This window comes from Kitasatospora sp. NPDC057595 (assembly GCF_042800875.1).
Taxonomy (GTDB): Bacteria; Actinomycetota; Actinomycetes; order Streptomycetales; family Streptomycetaceae; genus Kitasatospora.
This window is the reverse complement of sequence record NZ_JBHVGL010000002.1, coordinates 381971-402831: the sequence shown is the minus strand read 5'-3', so window position 1 is coordinate 402831 and position 20861 is coordinate 381971. Positions and strand designations below refer to the sequence as shown.

17 protein-coding genes are annotated in these 20861 nt (G+C 70.0%); 4 read left to right on the top strand and 13 right to left on the bottom strand.

Features of this window, described 5'->3' with window-relative positions; translation table 11 throughout:
* Positions 1 to 14: 14 nt before the first annotated feature.
* From rpsJ to rfbB, 6 genes are all read right to left on the bottom strand, one after another.
* Entirely contained in the window at positions 15 to 323 is a 309-nt protein-coding gene (gene rpsJ, locus ACFU9E_RS05240; RefSeq protein ID WP_012785157.1) for a 30S ribosomal protein S10, read from the bottom strand.
* 389 nt (positions 324 to 712) lie between these two features.
* On the bottom strand, positions 713 to 2518 hold the full coding sequence (locus ACFU9E_RS05235; protein WP_380682128.1) for a hypothetical protein: 1806 nt from the start codon (positions 2516 to 2518) through the stop codon (positions 713 to 715).
* Between the two features lie 57 nt (positions 2519 to 2575).
* Positions 2576 to 2968, bottom strand: a complete 393-nt coding sequence (locus ACFU9E_RS05230; RefSeq protein WP_380682129.1) for a DUF2304 domain-containing protein — start codon at positions 2966 to 2968, stop codon at positions 2576 to 2578.
* Entirely contained in the window at positions 2965 to 3654 is a 690-nt protein-coding gene (locus ACFU9E_RS05225) for a glycosyltransferase family 2 protein (RefSeq protein WP_350561908.1), read from the bottom strand. The genes ACFU9E_RS05230 and ACFU9E_RS05225 overlap by 4 nt, the downstream gene beginning before the upstream one ends.
* Positions 3655 to 3726: 72 nt before the next feature.
* Positions 3727 to 5076 carry a lipopolysaccharide biosynthesis protein gene (locus ACFU9E_RS05220; protein WP_380682130.1) on the bottom strand — a complete coding sequence of 450 codons (1350 nt, stop codon included), beginning with the start codon at positions 5074 to 5076 and terminating at the stop codon, positions 3727 to 3729.
* A complete protein-coding gene (rfbB, locus tag ACFU9E_RS05215; RefSeq protein ID WP_355358354.1) occupies positions 5073 to 6050 on the bottom strand; it encodes a dTDP-glucose 4,6-dehydratase in 978 nt (325 codons plus the stop codon). Before rfbB ends, ACFU9E_RS05220 begins: the two co-directional genes overlap by 4 nt.
* Positions 6051 to 6168: 118 nt before the next feature.
* On the opposite strand from rfbB, the gene rfbA reads away from it, so the two are divergent.
* The 4 genes from rfbA to ACFU9E_RS05195 are packed head-to-tail and all read left to right on the top strand — an operon-like array spanning position 6169 to position 9598.
* Positions 6169 to 7044, top strand: coding sequence for a glucose-1-phosphate thymidylyltransferase RfbA (gene rfbA / locus ACFU9E_RS05210; protein WP_355358351.1), 876 nt, complete (start codon positions 6169 to 6171; stop codon positions 7042 to 7044).
* Positions 7041 to 7640 (top strand): dTDP-4-dehydrorhamnose 3,5-epimerase family protein, encoded by a 600-nt coding sequence (locus ACFU9E_RS05205; RefSeq protein WP_380682131.1) that lies wholly within the window; start codon positions 7041 to 7043, stop codon positions 7638 to 7640. The genes rfbA and ACFU9E_RS05205 overlap by 4 nt, the downstream gene beginning before the upstream one ends.
* Positions 7641 to 7687: 47 nt before the next feature.
* Positions 7688 to 8584: a glycosyltransferase family 2 protein gene (locus ACFU9E_RS05200; protein ID WP_380682132.1), complete on the top strand. Its 897-nt coding sequence runs from the start codon at positions 7688 to 7690 to the stop codon at positions 8582 to 8584.
* Between the two features lie 48 nt (positions 8585 to 8632).
* Positions 8633 to 9598 carry an NAD-dependent epimerase/dehydratase family protein gene (locus ACFU9E_RS05195; RefSeq protein ID WP_380682133.1) on the top strand — a complete coding sequence of 322 codons (966 nt, stop codon included), beginning with the start codon at positions 8633 to 8635 and terminating at the stop codon, positions 9596 to 9598.
* A gap of 114 nt (positions 9599 to 9712) precedes the next feature.
* On the opposite strand, the gene ACFU9E_RS05190 is transcribed toward ACFU9E_RS05195, so the two are convergent.
* The 7 genes from ACFU9E_RS05190 to fusA all read right to left on the bottom strand — a co-directional run bounded on the left by ACFU9E_RS05190 (position 9713) and on the right by fusA (position 20845).
* Positions 9713 to 10189: a GtrA family protein gene (locus tag ACFU9E_RS05190; RefSeq protein WP_380682134.1), complete on the bottom strand. Its 477-nt coding sequence runs from the start codon at positions 10187 to 10189 to the stop codon at positions 9713 to 9715.
* Between the two features lie 41 nt (positions 10190 to 10230).
* Positions 10231 to 12594 carry a hypothetical protein gene (locus ACFU9E_RS05185; protein ID WP_380682135.1) on the bottom strand — a complete coding sequence of 788 codons (2364 nt, stop codon included), beginning with the start codon at positions 12592 to 12594 and terminating at the stop codon, positions 10231 to 10233.
* Between the two features lie 96 nt (positions 12595 to 12690).
* Positions 12691 to 13704 carry a glycosyltransferase gene (locus tag ACFU9E_RS05180; RefSeq protein ID WP_380684329.1) on the bottom strand — a complete coding sequence of 338 codons (1014 nt, stop codon included), beginning with the start codon at positions 13702 to 13704 and terminating at the stop codon, positions 12691 to 12693.
* 59 nt (positions 13705 to 13763) lie between these two features.
* The gene (locus ACFU9E_RS05175) at positions 13764 to 14969 is read right to left on the bottom strand and encodes an acyltransferase family protein (protein WP_380684328.1); all 1206 of its coding nucleotides are present in this window, start codon (positions 14967 to 14969) and stop codon (positions 13764 to 13766) included.
* 123 nt (positions 14970 to 15092) lie between these two features.
* Positions 15093 to 17162, bottom strand: coding sequence for a hypothetical protein (locus ACFU9E_RS05170; RefSeq protein ID WP_380684327.1), 2070 nt, complete (start codon positions 17160 to 17162; stop codon positions 15093 to 15095).
* Positions 17163 to 17346: 184 nt separating this feature from the next.
* Positions 17347 to 18540: an elongation factor Tu gene (gene tuf / locus ACFU9E_RS05165; protein WP_030280743.1), complete on the bottom strand. Its 1194-nt coding sequence runs from the start codon at positions 18538 to 18540 to the stop codon at positions 17347 to 17349.
* A gap of 199 nt (positions 18541 to 18739) precedes the next feature.
* Positions 18740 to 20845, bottom strand: a complete 2106-nt coding sequence (gene fusA / locus ACFU9E_RS05160) for an elongation factor G (protein WP_380684326.1) — start codon at positions 20843 to 20845, stop codon at positions 18740 to 18742.
* Positions 20846 to 20861: the final 16 nt, after the last annotated feature.

The window sequence follows — 20861 nt, the reverse complement described above, 5'->3', positions numbered from 1 at the left end:
CTTCGGTGCGCCTCTCAGAGCTTGATCTCGATGTCGACGCCCGCCGGCAGGTCGAGACGCATCAGCGAGTCAACCGTCTTCGGCGTGGGGTCGAGGATGTCGATCAGACGCTTGTGAGTGCGCATCTCGAAGTGCTCGCGCGAGTCCTTGTACTTGTGCGGCGAGCGGATGACGCAGTACACGTTCTTCTCAGTGGGCAGCGGCACCGGGCCCGCGACCTGCGCACCAGTACGGATCACCGTCTCGACGATCTTCTTCGCCGAGGAGTCGATGACCTCGTGGTCGTAGGCCTTGAGCCGGATGCGGATCTTCTGTCCCGCCATGGCTACCTTGTAGTCCTTCTGTCCTAGTCACTGCACGACCCCCGCTCCGACCCCCGCGCTCGGGCGTGTCGCACTCGCGCTTGCAAAAAACCGGCGATCAACTCGTCGGTTTCGAACTGTCGGGGTGGGGAGGCCGGGTCGAGGCCCCGCATACGCTTCCCGGAAGATTCCCGTACGTCCGCCCCGCAGCTGCCGTGGCGTAACACTCACGCTTGACGGCCATCACGGGAACGACGAGTACATGGGACTCGCTTCCAGTCCTCCCGGCGGGAGGCGCGCAGCATCGGCAACTCAACCGAGCAACTTGGACATACTGCCACAGGCGTGCGCCGGAAAGCCAATCGGGGCCGGTGAGGAGCACCTCACCGACCCCGACGCGTTCCGCCCGGCTACTTCGCCGGACCGTTGTCCCACGGGGCCCGGCGACCGCAGACCGCCTGCCAGTCCTCGGTCGCGACGCCCGCACACCAGACGAACTTCTTGTCGTCCTTGTCCGGCGTCCAGTCCTTGACGATGATGTCCGCGCAGGTGGAGACCGGCGCGAACCGCGGGCAGCTGCCGTCGGCCTTCTTGATGGTGTGCGCGCGCCAGGCGTCGAGCCCCATCGTCCCGGCCTTCTCGTGCTCCGGCATGTACCGGTTGACCGACCAGGAGGCGCCCATGGTGCCGAACAGGGAGAGGGCGCAGACCAGGCCGGCGGCGAGCTGGCGCAGCATCCGGCCGGAGAGCACCGAGCTGCCGGCCGGCGCGTCGTCCTTGCGCAGCACCCGCTCCAGCCAGCCGCTGCCGCGGTGGAAGGCGGCCATCAGACCCAGCACGGCCAGGATCATCAGGCAGTACAGGATGATCCAGGTGGTCCGGGGGTACAGCGCGACGGTGCCGGTCTGCGCCATCTTCCCGGCGAAGGTGAAGCGCATCAGCCAGGCCCCGGCCAGCACGGCGGCGGCCGTGCGCACCGCGAGGTTGCGCAGCCCCAGCCCGATGCCCAGCCCGACACCGGCGACCAGCAGGATCGCGAAGCCGCTCTGGCCGGCCAGCTCACCCGAGGCCGGGTAGTCGTGGTAGGTGGTCTGGCCGACCCGGTCGGACATCCAGCCCATGATGTAGGTCGGGTCGGTGTACACCATGATGTAGCCGTAGCGGTCCGGGACGTCCGCCCCGATCGTGGCCAGCTGGTACAGCAGCGGCGAACCGACGAGCCCGGCGCTCACCACGGTGGTGCCGATGAGCGCGAGCCCGTTGCGCACGGCCGTACGGCCCCCGCGCCAGGGGAAGACGAAGAGCGTCAGCACGGCGATGCCGGGAGCCGACCACAGGTACCAGCCGGAGTACCAGAGGAACAGCAGGCCGAAGACCACGCCGAAGCCCAGGCCCCGCAGCAGCGCCGAGCGCGTCGACAGCTCGCCGGCCCGGCGGACCTCGCGCAGCACCGCGGTCAGCAGCGGGACCAGCATGATCATCACGACGTGGCTGTACGGGCGGATCGGGTCCAGGAAGACCACCGCGGCCGGCACCGCGATCAGCAGCGCCCAGAACGGCCGCAGCAGCAGCCGCCAGGACAGGTAGCTCATCGGCCCGACCAGCGCGCTGAAGAGGATCTGCAGGTCGTGCAGGGCGAAGCCCTCGCCGCCGATGCCGTGGTAGCGGATCTTCGCCCAGAGCGCGATCAGCGCCGGGAAGCCGGGCGGGTAGACCCCGGGCAGGCCCTTGTCGTCCAGCATCCCGGTGGCCATGTGGACCAGGACGCTCGGGTCGCCCTCCTGGCCGCCGAGCGGCCAGGGCGTGCCGTTGAGGGCGACCACCACACCGCCGGCGATCACACCGGTGGACAGGCCGGCCAGGGCGGCGCAGACCAGCCGCTGGGTCAGCCGGTGCCGGCGCAGGGTGCCCCGGTAGGCGGTGAAGACCAGCACCGCGAGCAGCGGCAGACCGACGACCGCGACGTACTGCTGGATCTTCGCCAGCCCGCTGACCTGGCCGATCCGGTTCAGCGGGTTGACGTCGATCCGGGTGCAGAGCAGCGTGAACCCGACCGCCGCGACGACGCTGACCAGGACCTCGGCCGTTATCTGGGCCCAGCGCCTGCTCAGCAGGCCGGGTGCGGCCGACCCGGCCGGTGCGACCGGGGCGGCCGCACCGGAGGGTTCGGCCTCCGGCGTCTCGGTGCCGACCGTTCCGGCGGCCAGGTTCGTCATCTCAGTCCCTTTTCCGTCGGACGGTGGTACGGGCGTGGCCTCTTGCTCGGGATCGGACTACCGCTCGGAGCCGACCGGGAGGGCGGGCTCGTCCTCGGCGAAGCGCTCCTTGTTGACGCGCTGTCCGTCGTTGACGGCGACGGTGCGGGCCAGGTCGGTCAGCTTCTTCTCCAGCGAACGGAAGCGCATGAAGGTGTTCAGCGTCATGAAGGCCATCGCCACGACGAGCAGGTAGAGCACCAGGTCGGTGCCGCGGCCGACACCGAGCTTGTTGGCGATCCAGGTCACGTCCTGCGGGCGCAGCACGGCGTACACGTTGGCGATGACGAACGCGAAGAACGCCATCCGCTTCCACGCGCGGGTGTGCGCGGCGTCCCAGCGGCGGATGAAGGCGAGCACGAGGACACCCGTGCCGACCATGAGCAGCAGCTGGATCCAGAGGTACTTCACTTGCGGCCACGCTCCCTGAGCGAGATGTCGAAGAGGATGTTGACGCCGTTGATCAGCGACTGGCCCTTGGAGCGGGAGTACTCGGTGTACAGGATGTCCACCGGGACCTCCATGACGCGCAGGTCCGAGGAGGCCAGGGTGGCCACGATCTCGGAGGCGTGAGCCATGCCGTTCATGGTGATGCGAAGCGCGGACGCGGCCTTGCGGTTGATCACCCGCAGGCCGTTGTGGGAGTCCGTCAGGTTGAGCTTGCGTGCGGTGGGGCTGATCGTCGCGGCGGTCCGCAGGACCACCCGCTTGATCCACGGCACCTCGCCGGTCTGCTCGATGAAGCGGGAGCCGAGGACCACGTCGGCCTCGTCGGCCCGGAGCAGGGCGACCATCTTCTCGACGTCGTGCGTCTGGTGCTGGCCGTCCGCGTCGAAGGTGGCGAAGTACTTGGCGCCGGGCTGCTTGAGCGCGTAGTTGAAACCGGTCTGCAGGGCCGCGCCCTGACCGAGGTTGACCGGATGCTGCACCAGGTGCGCACCGGTGGTCATGATGGTCTCGGCCGAGTTGTCGGTCGAGCCGTCGTCGATGACGACGATGTTGGGGAACGTCTTGCGCGCGTTCTCGATCACGTCGGCGATGACGGTTCCCTCGTTGTACGCGGGAATCACCAGCCACACATCGTCATAGTCGGACATCATGGCTCCATGCCGCATCGTGCGGCCGCGGGTCGCGGCGAAATCGAGTGGTGGGGGTGGACGCGGAGCCGGTCATGCCGAGTCCACGAGGGAGCGCCGGGACGAACCCTGCACATCGGCCGCGGCACCGGGCGGTTCCCGCAGGAAGGTCAGCCAGAGCGCGGCGAGCATGCATCCGACCGCGGCCAGCGAACCCATAGTGTAGGCGAGGCAGACCCGGGTCGCGATCGCCCCGGGAGCAAGCGTGGTGACCATCAGGGCAACAGTTCCGGTCGCCCAGCCCAGCAGCTGGAGACGATGGCGGTGCAGGACCAGCAGCGCCTGCCCGAGGACCATCGCGAGCATGTAGAACAGGGTGCCCGCCGACATCAGCAGGAAGTCGAGCGACCCGAGCACGTCGTCGGCCTTGAAGAGCACCTGGATCAGCCACGGCCCGAGGATGGTGGCCGGGATGCCGCCCGCCACGCCGAGCACGGTGACCACGCCGCAGGTGCGCATCAGCAGCTTGGAGAAGCCGGAGCGGTCGCCGGCGGCCGCGGTACTGGACAGTCCGGCCAGCAGCGAGGCCTGGAGCGAACCGAAGACGAACAGCGGCACCCGGGCGAGGACGACCGCGTTCAGCAGGCCGGCCACCAGGGGCGCGTTGTCCGGGGCCAGCAGCCGGGTGGAGATCACGGCCGCGTTCACGACCACCTGCGAGAGCAGGGTGGAGGCGACCAGCGGGGCCAGGCCGCCGGTGAGCGAGCCCCAGCCGACGGCCGGGCCGGCCGAGATCCCGGAGCGCAGCGGCCGGACGGTGGCCAGCACCGCCAGCAGCGGGGCGACGGCCAGGATGAGCGCGAACACCAGCGGCGAGCGGACGCCGGCGACCGCGCAGCCGACGGCCAGCGCGATGCGCAGACCGCCGTCCACGGCGAGCTGGGTGCCGTACGCGCCGAAGCGGTTGAGGCCGGCGAGCACGCCGCGGCTGACGTTGCCGGCCGCCATCGCGGCGAAGGAGGCGGCGAGCGCCACGACCATGCTGCGGTGGCCCTCGAAGAAGGTGTCCGCCAGCGGGCGGGCCGCCACCGCCATGCCGACGGTCAGCACCGCCAGCATCCCGACGGTGATCAGCAGGATCCGGCGGACCACCGGTGCGGCGCCCTGCCCGCCGACCACCCGGGCGGCCACGATCCGGGTGAGTTCCTGCTCGACGGGGAAGAAGAGTCCCAAGCCGACGGACATCAGGATCGTCCAGAGCAGCGAGACCGAGGCCATCTCCGGCTTGCCGAGGCTGTAGCCCGCCGCCATGAGGTGGATGTAGGAGGCGGCGCCGAGCAGCACCGTTCCCCCGATCACCAGCTGGGTGCCCGGGGGAAGCGCGCTGACGACCTTGGCCAGCGGGGAACGGCGCTCCTGCGCCGTGCTGCCCTGTTGGTTCACGACTGCTGCGCGGCCTTCACCTTGAGCGGCTCCCACCAGGCGCGGTTCTCGCGGTACCAGGCGATGGTCGAGGCGAGGCCCTCCTCGAAGGTGACCTGCGGCTCGTAGCCGAGCTCCTCGCGGATCTTGGTGATGTCCAGCGAGTAGCGCAGGTCGTGGCCCTTGCGGTCCTCGACCCGGTCGACCATGTCCCAGCCCTGGCCGGCGGCCTCCAGCAGCAGGCCGGTGAGCTCCTTGTTGGTGAGCTCGACGCCGCCGCCGATGTTGTAGACCTGGCCGGCCCGGCCCTTGCGCAGCGCGAGGTCGATGCCGCGGCAGTGGTCCGAGACGTGCAGCCAGTCGCGGATGTTGCCGCCGTCGCCGTACAGCGGGACGCGCTTGCCGTCGATCAGGTTGGTGGTGAAGAGCGGGATGACCTTCTCGGGGAACTGGTACGGCCCGTAGTTGTTGGAGCAGCGGGTGACCACCACGTCCATGCCGTGGGTGCGGTGGTAGGCCAGCGCCAGCAGGTCCGAGCCGGCCTTCGAGGAGGAGTACGGGGAGTTCGGCGCGAGCGGCCACTCCTCGGTCCAGGAGCCCTCGGTGATCGAGCCGTACACCTCGTCGGTGGAGACGTGCACGAAGCGGCCGACCTTGTGCTTGCGCGCGGCGTCCAGCAGCACCTGGGTGCCGACCACGTTGGTCATGACGAACGGACCGGCACCGGCGATGGAGCGGTCGACGTGCGACTCGGCGGCGAAGTGGACGACCGCGTCGTGGCCGGGCATCACCTGGTCGACGGCGTCGACGTCGCAGATGTCACCGCGGACGAAGGAGTAGCCGGGGTGGTCCGCGACGGGCGCGAGGTTCTCCTCGACGCCGGAGTAGGTCAGCTTGTCGAAGACTGTGACGCGGGCCGCGGGATCCGCCGACAGCAGCGCGCGGACGTACTGGGACCCGATGAATCCGGCGCCGCCGGTGACGAGGATACGCATAGTGCGGCTGAGTATAGTGCGCGCCCGCAGGCCCTCCCGCCGGGGTCCGGGAGGACGATCCGTGGGCGTCCGAAGGCTGGTTGCGGCCGGGTACGGCAGGCCACGTAAGGTGTGCGCCATGCGCGGCATTCTTCTTGCGGGCGGCACCGGTTCCCGCCTCTGGCCCCTCACCCGGGCAGTCTCGAAGCAGCTTCTTCCGGTCTTCGACAAGCCGATGATCTACTACCCGCTCTCGACGCTGATCATGGCCGGGATCCGCGAGATTCTGATCATCACCACGCCCCAGGACCGGGAGCAGTTCGAGCGCCTGCTCGGCGACGGCTCGCAGTTCGGCCTGGACCTCCAGTACGCCGTCCAGGAGCGCCCCGAGGGCATCGCCCAGGCCTTCGTGCTGGGCGCCGACTTCATCGGCGACGAGCCGGTCGCGCTGATCCTGGGCGACAACATCTTCCACGGCAGCGGCCTCGGCACCCGGCTCGCGCAGCGCACCGACCCCAAGGGCGGCATGGTCTTCGCCTACCCGGTGGCCGACCCGACCGCGTACGGCGTGGTGGAGTTCGACGAGAGCGGCCAGGTCATCTCGATCGAGGAGAAGCCCACCCGGCCGAAGTCCCGCTACGCGGTGCCCGGCCTGTACTTCTACGACAACCGCGTGGTGGAGATCGCCCGCACGATCACCCCGAGCGCCCGCGGCGAGCTGGAGATCACCGCCGTCAACGACGCCTACCTGCAGCGCGGCGAGCTCCAGGTGACCGTCCTGGACCGCGGCACCGCCTGGCTGGACACCGGCACCTTCGTCTCGATGGTGCAGGCCTCGGAGTTCGTCCGGGTCATCGAGGAGCGCCAGGGCTTCAAGATCGGCTGCGTCGAGGAGGCGGCCTGGCGGGCCGGCTTCCTGACCTCCGAGCAGCTGCGCGAGCTGGCGCAGCCGCTGCTGAAGAGCGGCTACGGCCAGTACCTGGTGAACCTGCTGGACGAGGAGAACGCCCGATGAAGTTCCGCGAGCTCTCCATCGAGGGCGCCTGGGAGATCACCCCGCAGCAGCACGGCGACCCGCGCGGCCTGTTCATGGAGTGGTACCGCTTCGACCGGCTGTCCGAGGTGGTCGGCCACCCGCTGCGGATGGCCCAGGGCAACCTCTCGGTCTCCGCCAAGGACGTCGTCCGCGGCATCCACTTCGCCGACGTCGCGCCGGGCCAGGCCAAGTACGTCAGCTGCGTGCGCGGCGCCGTGCTCGACGTGATCGTCGACCTGCGGGTCGGCTCGCCGACCTTCGGCCGCTGGGAGTTCGTCCGCCTCGACGACGTGGACCGCCGCTCGGTCTACATCTCCGAGGGCCTGGGCCACGGCTTCTGCGCGCTCTCCGACGACGCGACGCTCTCCTACGTCTGCTCGGAGACCTACAACCCGACCGGCGAGCACGCGGTGCACCCGCTGGACCCGGACCTGGCGATCGAGTGGCCGGCCGGCACCCCGCAGCTGTCCGCCCGGGACGCCGCCGCCCCGACGCTGGCCGAGGCCATCGAGACCGGCCTGCTGCCGGACTACGAGGAGTGCCTGCGCTACCGGCGTTCCCTCAGCGGCCAGTAGCCTTCTCGCCGTCCCCTCCTACCCGGAAAACACCTGGTGCGCCGCTCATGACAACTCTTGACATCATGCTGCCCTACTACGGCAACGTCGCCCTCATGCAGGCGGCCGTCCGCAGCATCCTGGCCCAGAGCGACCCGAACTGGCGCCTCACCGTGGTGGACGACGGGAAGGAACCGGACGTCCCGGGCTGGTTCGCCGGACTCGGCGACGACCGGATCTCGTACCAGCGCAACGAGCGGAACCTCGGCGTCACCGGCAACTACCGCAAGTGCCTCAGCCTGGTGCGCGAACAGCACTTCGTCATGATGGGCACCGACGACATCATGCTGCCGAACTACGTCGAGACCGCCCGGGCCGTCCTCAAGGACAACCCGGACATCGGCATGGTCCAGCCGGGTGTGCAGGTCATCGACGGCGAGGGCAAGCCCACCGAGGGGCTGGCGGACCAGGCGAAGAAGCGGATCTACGCGCCCAAGGTGCAGGGCCGCAAGCAGATGAGCGGGGAGGAGCTGGCCATCAGCCTGCTCCGCGGCAACTGGCTGTTCTTCCCCTCCATCTGCTGGCGCACCGAGGCCGTGAAGGCGGTCGGCTTCCGGGACAACCTGGAGGTCACCCAGGACCTGGCGCTGGTCATCGACCTGCTGCAGACCGGTGAGCAGATGATGATCACCGACAAGGTCACCTTCCAGTACCGTCGGCACGCCGTCAGCATCTCCTCCGCGCAGGCCTTCACCGGCGTCCGCTTCGAGGAGGCCAACCGCTTCTTCCGGGACGTCGCCGACCGCCTGGACGCGCACGGCTGGTCCCGGGCCGCCAAGGCCTCCCGGCTGCACCTGTCCTCCCGGATCCACGCGCTCACCATGGTCCCGGGCGCGGTCAAGAGCCGGCACAGCGAGGGCGCCAAGACCCTGCTGCGGCACGTCGCCGGCACCGACCGCTACTGAGCAACGTCCACCGCCCCATCCGTACCCGACCTACCGGAACCAGAGGCCATGGCCGCTAGCAGCACAGCTCTCCCCCGGGTCGCCGTTCTCGGCGGCACCGGCTTCATCGGGCGCACCATCCTCGCGACGCTCGCGGAGCGGGGTCACCACCTGCTCACCATCGCCCGCAAGGAGCCGGCCGACGCCCTGCCCGGCGACTTCGCCCGGCTGGACCTCACCAACGACCCGCCGGCGGAGCTGGCCGCCCTGCTGGCCGAGCACCGGATCGACGTGGTGGTCAACGCGGCCGGCGGGATGTGGGGCCTGACCGACGAGCAGATGGTCGGCGCCAACGTCGGCATGGTCTCCTCGCTGTTGGAGGCGCTGCGGTCGATGACCGCTCCCCCGCGCCTGGTCCACCTCGGCACGGTGCACGAGTACGGCCTCTGCCCGATCGGCGTCAGCCTCGCCGAGGACTCCGAGCCGCACCCCTCGATGGTGTACGGGCAGCTCAAGCTGCGGGCCACCGAGCTGATCGCGGACGCCGTGCGCCAGGACGGCCTGGACGCCGTCGTCCTGCGGCTCGGCAACGTGGTCGGCGCGGGCCAGCCCTCGCACAGCCTGCTCGGCGTCATGGCGGGCAAGCTGGCCGCCGCCCGGGCCGCCGGGACCGCGGCCGAGCTGTCGCTGCAGCCGCTCACCGCCCAGCGGGACTTCGTGGACCTGCAGGACACCGTCGACGCGATCGTCGCCGCCCTGCCGGCCGCCCCGCAGGCCCCGGCCGTGCTCAACGTCGGCCTCGGCCGGGCGAGTTCGGCCCGCGAGCTGGTCGAGCTGCTGATCGAGGTCAGCGAGGTGCCGACGAAGATCACCGAGCTGCCGGCGCCGGACGGCTCCGGTCCGGAGACCGAGTGGCAGCAGCTGGACGTCACCGCGATCGGGCGGGCGCTCGGCTGGGCCCCGCGCCGCCCGCTGCGCGAGGCGGTCCGCACCCTCTGGGAGGACGAGGTGCGGCGCACGCCCGCACTCGGCTGATGCGCGAACGGCGATCGCCCCAGGTCCGCTTCGGCGGGCCGGGGGCGATCGGCGTTTCCGGGAGGCACCCGGGGCGTTCCGGATGTCCCGGGGTGTCCCGGGGTGTCCCGGGGGTTACTTCTCCTTGAACACCCAGACCTTCATCAGCAGGAACCGCACCACGGTGGCCAGGCCGTTGGCGACGATCAGTCCGCCCACCTCGACCACCTTGGAGGCGTCCGGCAGGGCCACGTCGAGCAGCGCGAGCACACCGGCGCTCAGGCCGAGGCCGATGAGGAAGGCCACGGCGCCCTGGAGCTGGTGGCGCAGGGCCCCGTCGGAGCCGGTGATCCCGAAGGTGAACCGCCGGTTGGCGGCGGTGTTCGCGACGGCGCTGACCGCCAGCGCGATCAGGTTGGCGATCTGCGGGTCGACGAAGCGGCGGGCGACCACGTAGAGCCCGAGGTAGAAGAGCGTGCTCAGGACCCCGATGATCAGGAAGGACGGGATCTGGCGCTTGGCGGCGGGCGCCCCCGGGCCGCCGTTCGCGGTCTCCGGCGCCACGGTGGGTTCGGCGGTCGGCGGCATCTGGGCCCCCCTGGTCTCGTTCATCGGCAGGACAGTCGGATCGGTTCGGATCAGCCCGGGTCGACTCAGGTCAACTCGAACACGGCCACGCGGCCGTTGTCGTACGCGGGCCTGGCCAGCTGGCCCAGCCTGGCGACGTCGGCCCCGGCCTTGCGGTCGGCCACCAGGTAACGGACGTGGTGCTGCTCCCGCAGCCTGCCGACGTTCTCGGCGGTCGGCCGCTGGAACGTCTCGTCGTTGAGCCGCAGCAGGTCCTGGTCCCAGAACGCGCCGTTGCCCTCGGCCATCACCCGCGGCGAGTACGCCCAGCCCTCGACGAGCACCGAGCGCTCGGAGTAGCCGCTGAGCCAGAAGGACAGCGAGTTGCCGCAGCCGGCGTTGGGGTCGGCGTAGTCGTCCGGGCGCCGGCAGTGGGTGTTGGTGGCCAGCACGTCGTCCGGCTCGCTGTGGTCGCGGACCCAGCGGGCCGCCTCGACCTGGCTGGCCGGCAGCGGCCAGGCGCTCTCCCAGACGTGCTCGCGGGTCTGCAGGCCGTCCAGCAGCAGGGTCGGCGCCCCGGCCAGCAGCACCCCGGTGAGCAGCACCACGCCGCCGCGACGCCGCAGCCCGGGCACCGCGCGGCGTCCGAGCGCCCACCAGAGCAGGCCGACGACCAGCGCGATCCCGGCCAGCGCGGCGGCGGCGGCCACGGCCGGCAGCAGCGCGTCGTAGGTGTGCCACTCGGTGGCGGAACCGGCCCGCCGGAGCACGAACCCGGCCCAGTCGCCCGCGTACCGCTGGATGCCCCAGGTGAGCAGGGCGACAAAGAGCACCGCACCGGCGGCCAGTGCGGCCGCGGCCCGCCGCGACAGCCGGGCGCGCTCGACGCTCTCGCAGTAGCCCCAGGCGGAGAGCAGGATGCCGAACGGCAGTCCGGCCAGGGTGAAGTAGCTCGCGTTGAAGCCGTTCACCACGAAGTAGAGCGCCGGACCGGCCAGCGCGCCGCCGAGCAGGAACCACTGCACCGGCTGCAGGGCCAGCCGGCGCCGCCACATCAGCGGCACCATGCCGGCCACCCGCAGCTGGTGGTTGAGCACGAACGCGAGCAGGGTCAGCAGCGCCAGCCCGGCCTGGACCGGGGTCGAGCGCAGGTGCTCCGGGTCCGCCCAGTAGCCCTTGATGTTGCCGAGGGGCACGATCTCCAGGCCGTAGCTCTCGAACCGGAAGATCACCGCGGTGGTGAACACCTGGGCGGCGCCCAGGATCGCGCCGAGGCCCACGATGTTCCACGGGATCCGCCGCTCGACCAGCAGCACCACCGCACCGGCGAAGGCCAGACCGGCCAGGGTCACCGGCAGCGAGCTGGCCTTGGCCGCGCTGGACGCCAGGGCGAACAGGCCGGCCAGGACGAAGGCGCCGCGGCCGAACGCCGGAACCGCCCCGGCCTCCTCCGGTCCGCGCAACCGGTCCCCCACCGCGCCGATCAGTGCCAGCAGCAGCGGCAGGGCGTAGGTGAGCGAGAGGCTGGCCCAGGACATCAGCGGCACCGAGAGCGCGCCGAAGACCCAGCTGTTGACGTCCGCCGGGTAGTTGACGGTGAACTCGCCGACCGCGAAGACCAGCGTGGCGGCCACCGGCCCGGTCCACGGCCGGGCGGTGATCCGCCAGGCGACGACGGCGGCGACGACCATGGCGAGCGCCGAGAGCGCCGGCACCATCAGCCGCATCTGCACCACGGCGAGGTCGATGTCGCCGACCATGCTGGTCATCGCCATGTGGGCGAAGGTGAACCAGTGGTAGTTCAGCGGCTCGCCGGCGGCCTGCGGGAAGGTCAGCGGGACGTGGTGCTTGGCGTTGCCCGCCAGCGACAGCAGGTACGGCAGGTCGATGTACTGCCGCGTGGTCTCGCTGTCGGGGAGGATCGGGTTGGTCCGCAGCGCGACCACGTACAGGTAGAGGGCGGTGAAGGCGACCGTCGCCGCCACGGCCCAGGACCACGCCGCCGAGGGCGTCCGGTAGCCGGTGGGCCGCCAGTGCCGGCGCAGCGACGGAACGGCCACGAAGGGCACCACCACGGCGAGCGGCCAGGCCGGGGCCAGCGACTGCAGGCCGGACGAGACCAGCACCGCCCAGGCCGCCAGCTCCAGCACCAGGCCGACGACGGCGCCGAACGCGAGGTCCTCGACCAGGGTGTGCGGCCGGCGGCGGAGCGCGCGGAACACCAGGGTGCCCGGCAGTACGACCGCCCAGGCCGCGTAGCCGGTGTACTTGGCGACGTCGAGCGGAGCGGTACCGGTCTTCAGCAGGACCGCCACCAGTACCAGGTAGGCGGCCGCGGCGGGCAGGAAGCGCCCGGCTGCGGGCAGTCGCCGCACGGCCGGCCCGGCGCCGTCGGCGGACCGCTCCGGGCTGCGGAGCGGTGCGGAGGCGGTGCTGTCAGTGGTACCCATCGCTCTTCTCTTCCTGGGACCTCGCGTCTGCCGCCGGCCGGCCGCAGTGCCCGGGGGCCGTCCCGTGGCGGCGGTGCGCCACGGGACGGCGGGGGCTCACGCCACGTACTCGGAGACCTTCGAGGTCCTCGTGCGGCCGTCCTCGGCCGAGTCGTAGCCGACGAAGTAGGCCGGCCGCGACTGGCTGGCCGAGTAGATCCGGCCGACGTACTCGCCCAGCAGGCCGATGCAGATCAGCTGGACCGCGCCGAGGAAGAGCATGCCGATGAACAGCGACGACCAGCCGGGGACGGTCTTGCCGAGGGCGTACTCGACCGTGGTGTAGACGCCCAGGCCGAAGCAGAGCACGAAGCTCAGCAGGCCGAGCCAGGTCGCGAGCCGCAGCGGGCTGGCGGAGAAGTTGGTGATGCTGTCGATGGCCAGCCGCACCATCTTGGAGAGCGGGTAGTGGGTGCTGCCGGCCACCCGCTCCTCGCGGACGTAGACGACCTCGCCGCTCGGGAAGCCGAGCCACGGCACCAGCAGGCGGTAGACCGGCTGGTGCTCGGGCAGCGACTTGAGCGCGTCGACGGCGGCGCGGCTGAGCAGGCGGTAGTCACCGGCCTGGTTCGGCATCTTCTTGCCGACCAGCTTGCGCATCAGCCAGTAGTAGGCCCCGGCGGTGCGCCGCTTGAAGAAGGTGTCGGTGCCGCGGTCGCCGCGCACGCCGTAGACGATGTCGAGGTTCTGCGACCGGGCCAGCGCCAGCATCTCCGGGATCTTCTCCGGCGGGTCCTGCAGGTCGGCGTCGATGGACACGACGTAGTCGCCGAAGGCGCGGTGGATGCCGGCGGTGAGCGCCGCCTGGTGGCCGGAGTTGCGGGCGAACCGGACGATCCGGAACTCGGGCCAGTCCTGGTGGATCTTCTGCATGATCGCCGGGGTGGCGTCGGTGCTGCCGTCGTCGATGCCGACGACCTCGTAGCTGACGGACAGCCCGTCCAGGATCGGACGGAGCCGCTGCACGGTCAGCGGCAGGGCCTCCTGCTCGTTGTAGATCGGGATGACCACCGACAGCAGCGGAGGGGCCGAATCGCCGGACCAGCCCGGCGCAACTACTGCATTGTCCATCGTTGTTCGCCTATTCATGAAGATCTGTGCGGTCGACCGGGCACCGGCTGGGGGGCCGGTCAGCTCCGGGTGCGCCCGGGCTCGTCGGAGACCTGGCGCAGGGTGAGCATCGAGCGGTCCAGCCCCTTCTTGAGGGCGCCGGAGAGCGGCCGCTCGACCAAGCGATGGATGAGCCACGCGGTGGCCAGGACGATCACCAGCGCCACGGCCAGGGCCCCCCGGACCCCGAGCCCCTTGGTCTGCGCGAAGTGGATGATCGTCCAGCCGATTTCCTGGTGGATCAGGTAGACGGGATAGGTGAGCGCACCGGCGATGGTGAGCCACTTCCACGAGGCCCAATTGAACCAGCCCAGGGCGGCGGCGAGCACCAGCGCGAACGCCAGGGTCATCACGCCCGCGATGACGTTCCAGGACAGGGGGTAACCGAGGACGCTCTCGTAGAGGACCTTGATCGAGTTGATCCGGGACAGGGCCAGCATCCAGCTGAAGCCCACGATCCCCCAGAGCAGCAGGTTCGGACCGAAGCGGTACATCAGGAACATCGCGATGCCGGCGATGAAGAACGGCGCCTGGTCCGGCATCGCCAGGGTGGTCAGCAGCGGTATCTGGGCCGGGACGGACAGTGCGCCGGCCACCGCCCAGATCCCGCAGAACGCCACCACCCGACGGTAGGTCAGGCCCCTGACCACCACGACGGAGAACAACAGGTAGAACTTCATCTCCGCCCAGAGGGTCCAGTACACGCCGTCGACGTGGTGGACCCCGAAGGGCTCCTGCAGCATGGTGAGGTTGGCGAGCACCCGCGAGGCGTCCAGCCCGTCCGCCGCACCGGACCGGGCGTACTCGGTGGCCGTCAGCAGGACGACGGTGGTGAGCGCGACGCCGGTCCAGTAGGCGGGGTAGAGCCGGATCACTCGCGAGACGAAGAAGTCACCGGGCCGCTTGCCCCAGCAGCTCATGCAGATCACGAAGCCGCTGATCACGAAGAACAGCTCGACCCCGAGCCAGCCGTACGACGCGATGTGGTTGAGCGTGGGCAGGACCTCCCGCGGGGTCTTGCCCGGCCACACCCCGGGGATCCCGACGTAGGCGGTCCAGTGGAACGACACCACGGTGAGCGCCGCGATCAGGCGCATGCCGTCCAGGGCGTAGAGCCGGGGCCGGCGCGGCCGGGTCGCGGAGTGCCCTCCGCCGCCGGCGGAGGGCGCTGCGGCACCACTGTGCCCGGGACGCGAAGGCTGCGTCAGGGCAGGGGCATCAGTCATACGGGAGTCGCTTTCGCGAGTGGGGGGGCTCGGCTCCGAACCGGTGCTCGCGAAGGGCGCGAGCACGACAGGGCGTCAGTCTAGCGGGGCGGAATGATAGCCCCCTTGGACGGGGGCGGCGGCTCAGTCGCCGGGGAAGCTCTTGTTCCACGGGTGGATCCACTGGTTGTCCGGCATGGCGACGACGGTGGCCTTCAGACCGGCGTCGGCGATGTCGCGGCTCATCCGGTCGGCCAGCCCGCGGTCCACGACGACGATGGTCAGCGGCTGCCCCACCTTCGTGATGGCCAGCCGGACGTGCTCCATCGCCGCCTGGTACTCCGCCTCCGGACGCGGGGCCGCACCGATGTTGATCCAGTGGGTCTCGTACAGCGGGAGCATCTCGCCGCCGCGCTCGCGCAGCAGCGCCGCGAGCCAGGTCGACTTCAGGTTCTTGTAGTCGTCGTTCGAGTACAGGGCCATGACCGGGCCCTGGATGTCCTTCAGGTCGGCCAGGACGGTCGCGCCGTCGCGGGGGCCGATGTCGCTCCAGGCGTCGCCCCGGCTCCACCCGATCAGCGAGTTGGTGTGCCAGGCCACCGGGCCGCCCTTGAAGGAGTGGACGTTCCACTGCATGCCCGCGAAGAGGCTCAGCGCGGTCGCCACGGCGAGCCCGGAGAGCACGCCGTCGGTCGCCAGCCGGCGGACCCGGGAGGAGCGGACCGGAGCCGGGGTCCGCAGCAGCGAGCCGACTGCGCCCAGCGAGATGAGGGCGACCACGATCGCGCAGCCGGCCAGCTTCTCGAAGTAGTAGGAGTACTCGCCCAGGGTGTTGATCTGGTACCAGCCGAAGCCGAACACCACGACGCCGGTGCCGAGCACCACGGCGAGGTGCGCCTGCCCCGAGCCGGTCCGGCGGTTGGTCGGGGCGAGGGCCGCGAACAGGGCCAGCAGCATGCCGCCGACCAGCAGCGTGCGGTCCGCCTCGACGCTCGGGCCGCCGAGGCTCGCGGTGCTCGCGACGTCCAGCTCGGACAGCACGGACACCGCGCTGGGCAGACCGGCCAGGCCGAGGCCGACCGCGCCCATCAGCGCGTAGCGCAGCCACCGGCGGGGGCCGCCGGCGAACCTGCGGCGGTGCACCAGCACGGAGAGCACGACGGCGACGCCGACCGCGGCGCCGAACAGGTTGTAGACGTAGGTGACGGTGATCAGGCCCGCCAGCGCGACCACCGCGTACTCCGCCCGGCCCATGGCCGGACGGATCAGCAGGGCCAGCGTCACGGCGAACATCAGCAGGCCGATGATCGTCGAGTCGAAGCCGTGGATGACCAGGTAGGTGTAGTTGCTGGCGAGCATCAGCGCCATGACCGTGCCGCAGACCGCGGCGGTGCGCCAGCCGCGCAGTCGCGGTCCGCCGATCCAGCGGGCCGCCCAGACCAGCACGGTGGCCAGCAGGGTGTACGCCGCCAGGACGTACAGCAGGTACCGGTTCATCACGCCGAGCATGGCGCCCGGGTCGGCCGAGGAGTGCACCAGCGAGTCCACCCAGGCCAGCAGGAAGTGGGTGCCCTGCGGGTAGGTCACCTCGGCCGGGGACATCATGTACGCCTTGGCCGCCTCCTGGTGGAGGAAGTTGTAGCCGCCGACGTGCTGGATCCCGGAGAAGTACGAGAAGTGGTTCAGCCGGTCCTCGGCGGTGCTGAAGAAGGACAGCCGCTCCGCGGCGGACTTCCCGGCCAGCGGGTGGTGCAGGTAGCGCCAGAAGACGGCGGCGGTGCCGAGCACGAGCAGGTCGGACGGACGCACCCGCAGCGGGATCCGGGGCCGGCGGCGGGCGAGCCAGCCGGTCACCGCGACGGCGGTGAGCAGGGTGCCCGAGGTCGCGACGGGCGAGAGGCCCCACGGCCAGAGCGAGAAGAGCAGACCGGACACCAGCACCGAGCCGACCACTATCAGGCCGGCCACCACCAGGCGGTCGAGGAGGCCCCCGCCGACCCGGATGACGGAGGCGACGGCGAGCAGCAGGATCGGGAGCACCACGATGCCGAGCCCGAGCGGGACGAGCGCGGCGGGCACCAGCCAGGCGGCTGCCACGACGGCCGCCAGCACCGGCAGACTACGTCGCCCCGGCGCCCCGGCCGGCGCCGACGGCCCCTCGTCGGCGGCACGGCCCGGCCGTACCCCCTCCGGCGTGGGGAATGTGGTTGCCACGAACGTTGCCCTTCGATCGACCTGGACAGCACAGTGGTTGTCCGAGTACTGACTGATGCCAGTGCCCCCCGGCAACACTGGCCGATCATAGAACAGCCACAAACATGGAAAGACCGAGGGCCCGGCAGACGTGAGTCCACCGGGCCCTCTTCGACCCGAGAGCCGAACGGTCAGAGCGTCGAAACTACTTGACGATCTTGGTGACCTGGCCGGCGCCGACGGTGCGGCCACCCTCACGGATGGCGAACTTCAGGCCCTCCTCCATGGCGACGGGCTGGATCAGCGCGACGGTCATGGCGGTGTTGTCGCCCGGCATGACCATCTCGGTGCCCTCGGGGAGGGTCACGACGCCGGTCACGTCCGTGGTACGGAAGTAGAACTGCGGGCGGTAGTTGTTGAAGAACGGGGTGTGGCGGCCACCCTCGTCCTTCGACAGGATGTAGGCCTGGGCCTCGAAGTCGGTGTGCGGGGTGACCGAACCCGGCTTGATGATGACCTGGCCGCGCTCGACGTCCTCGCGCTTGATGCCACGGAGCAGCAGACCGACGTTCTCACCGGCCTGGCCCTCGTCGAGCAGCTTGCGGAACATCTCGATGCCGGTGACCGTGGTGGTGGTCTTCTCGGTCTTGATGCCGATGATGTCGACGGTCTCGTTGACCTTGAGGATACCGCGCTCGATACGACCGGTGACGACGGTGCCACGACCGGTGATCGTGAAGACGTCCTCGATCGGCATCAGGAACGGCTGGTCCACGGCGCGGGCCGGGGTCGGGATGTTCTCGTCGACCGCGTGCATCAGGCCGAGGAGCTTCTCGCCCCACTCCTTGTCGCCCTCCAGCGCCTTCAGCGCGGAGACGCGGACGACCGGCAGGTCGTCGCCCGGGAACTCGTACTCGGAGAGCAGCTCGCGGACCTCGAGCTCGACGAGCTCCAGGATCTCCTCGTCGTCCACCATGTCGGCCTTGTTCAGGGCGACGACGATGTACGGAACGCCGACCTGGCGGGCCAGGAGGACGTGCTCCTTGGTCTGCGGCATCGGGCCGTCGGTGGCGGCGACCACCAGGATGGCGCCGTCCATCTGGGCGGCACCGGTGATCATGTTCTTGATGTAGTCGGCGTGACCCGGGCAGTCGACGTGGGCGTAGTGGCGCGCCTCGGTCTGGTACTCGACGTGCGCGATGGAGATGGTGATACCGCGCTGCCGCTCCTCCGGCGCCTTGTCGATCTGGTCGAACGGCGTGAAGGGGTTGATCTCCGGGTACGCGTCGTGCAGCACCTTGGTGATGGCCGCGGTCAGCGTGGTCTTACCGTGGTCGATGTGACCGATGGTGCCGATGTTGACGTGGGGCTTCGTCCGCTCGAACTTCGCCTTCGCCACTGAGTCCTCCTGAGGACAGTTCCTGTACGCCGTGCTGACGCCAGTTGGTCTTTGATCGGTTTTGGTGCGGGTTGTCCGGAGGACACCCCGTGCCGTCCCGCTGGTGGGGGGGCCGGAGGCCCCGGGAGGATCCGACCGGATCCTCCCGGGTTGCCTCCTAATAGCCTAAGGGGTGGTTATCGTCCCGAAAGTCGGGACGTCACTCGCCCTTGGCCTTCGCGATGATGTCGTCCGCGACGTTCCTCGGAACCTCGGCGTACGAGTCGAACTGCATCGAGTAGCTCGCGCGACCGGAGGTCTTGCTGCGCAGGTCACCGACGTAGCCGAACATCTCGGAGAGGGGCACCAGCGCCGTGACGACGCGGGCACCGTGACGCTCGTCCATGGACCGGATCTGGCCACGGCGAGAGTTGATGTCGCCGATCACGTCGCCCATGTAGTCCTCGGGCGTGGTGACCTCGACGGCCATCATCGGCTCGAGGAGGACCGGCTTGGCCTTCCTCGCGCCTTCCTTGAAGGCCATCGAGCCGGCGATCTTGAACGCGAGCTCGGAGGAGTCGACGTCGTGCGCGGCACCGTCGAGCAGCTTCACGCGGACACCCTGCAGCGGGTAGCCGGCGAGGATGCCGAACTCCATGGCCTCCTGGCAGCCGGCGTCGACCGACGGGATGTACTCGCGCGGAACGCGGCCACCGGTGACCAGGTTGACGAACTCGTAGCCCTCGGCCTGCTCGAGCGGCTCGATCGCGATCTGCACCTTGGCGAACTGACCGGAACCACCGGTCTGCTTCTTGTGGGTGTAGTCGATGCGCTCGACCGCCTGGCGGATGGTCTCGCGGTACGCGACCTGCGGCTTGCCGACGTTGGCCTCGACCTTGAACTCACGGCGCATACGGTCGACCAGCACCTCGAGGTGCAGCTCGCCCATACCCGCGATGATGGTCTGGCCGGTCTCCTCGTCCGTGTTGACCTGGAAGGACGGGTCCTCCTCGGCGAGACGCTGGATGGCAACACCCAGCTTCTCCTGGTCACCCTTGGACTTGGGCTCGATCGCGACGCGGATGACCGGGGCCGGGAAGTCCATGGACTCCAGGATGACCGGGTTCTTCTCGTCGGACAGCGTCTCACCGGTGGTGGTCTGCTTCAGGCCCATGACGGCGATGATGTCGCCGGCGCCCACCGACTCGATCTCCTCACGCTTGTTCGCGTGCATGCGGTAGATCTTGCCGATGCGCTCCTTCTTGCCCTTGACGGCGTTCAGCACCGAGGTGCCGGACTCCAGGCGGCCCGAGTAGACCCGGACGAAGGTGAGCTTGCCGAGGTGCGGGTCCGACATGATCTTGAACGCGAGCGCGGCGAGCGGCTCGTCGTCCGAGGCCTTGCGGGAGATCTTGACGGTGTCGTCGCCCGGCTTGGTGCCCTCGATGGACTCGATGTCCAGCGGGGACGGCAGGTACTTGACGACGGCGTCGAGCAGGGGCTGGACGCCCTTGTTCTTGAACGCGGTGCCGCAGAAGATCGGGGTGAAGTCCGAGTTCAGCGTGCCCTTGCGGATCGCCGTCTGCAGCAGCTCGACCGGGATGTCCTCGCCCTCCAGGGCGAGCTCCATGATCTCGTCGCTGACGTTCGACACGGTGTCGATCAGCGCCTCGCGGTACTCGTCCGCCTGCTCCTGCAGGTCGGCCGGGATGTCGACGATGTCGTACATCTCGCCCTTGGCGGCGTCGGCCGACCAGACCAGCGCCTTCATGCGGACCAGGTCGACAACGCCCTGGAAGTCCGACTCGGCACCGATCGGCAGCTGCATGACCAGCGGGGTCGCGCCGAGGCGGTCCACGATGGTCTGGACGCAGAAGAAGAAGTTGGCGCCCGTGCGGTCCAGCTTGTTGATGAAGCAGATGCGCGGGACGCCGTAGCGGTCAGCCTGCCGCCACACGGTCTCGGACTGGGGCTCGACACCGGCGACACCGTCGAACACCGTCACGGCACCGTCGAGGACGCGCAGCGAACGCTCCACCTCGACGGTGAAGTCGACGTGACCCGGGGTGTCGATGATGTTGATGGTGTGGTCGGCATCGTCGACGGTCCAGTGACAGGTCGTCGCGGCCGACGTGATCGTGATGCCGCGCTCCTGCTCCTGCTCCATCCAGTCCATGGTGGCAGCGCCATCGTGGACCTCACCGATCTTGTACGACACACCGGTGTAGAACAGGATCCGCTCGGTGGTGGTGGTCTTGCCCGCGTCGATGTGCGCCATGATCCCGATGTTGCGGACCTTGGCGAGGTCAAGGGAGGTTGCAGCCATGGTGGCTCGTTCTCTC